Annotated in this window: 1 pseudogene; it reads left to right on the top strand. The window is 39.0% G+C overall.

Features of this window, described 5'->3' with window-relative positions:
- Positions 1-315: pseudogene (locus AVJ20_RS18535) on the top strand (RNA-guided endonuclease TnpB family protein); the annotation flags it as partial.

Raw genomic sequence — 315 nt, 5'->3', positions numbered from 1 at the left:
GCAAGGTGTTAGACCAACTAGCATCAGAAGTGAACTTCGTCTGGAATTATGTCAATGATTTAGGGTTTAGGCATTTGAAGCGGAAAGGTGAATTTCTCTCTGCTTTTGATATTGCCAAATATACGAAAGGCACATCCAAAGAATGTAATTTACATAGTCAAACCATTCAGGCTGTAACTGAAGAATTAGTCACCCGAAGAAAGCAATTTAAAAAGGCAAAGCTGAAATGGCGTGTCAGCAATAAAAAATCAGCAAGGCGCTCTTTGGGATGGGTTCCCTTTAAAAAGGTGGCTATCAAATATGCCAATGGATATG

The sequence above is a fragment of the Acinetobacter sp. CFCC 11171 genome (assembly GCF_003268405.1).
Classification (GTDB): Bacteria; Pseudomonadota; Gammaproteobacteria; order Pseudomonadales; family Moraxellaceae; genus Acinetobacter; species Acinetobacter amyesii.
Note: the sequence above shows the minus strand (reverse complement) of the source record. Positions and strands in the feature narration are given on the sequence as shown.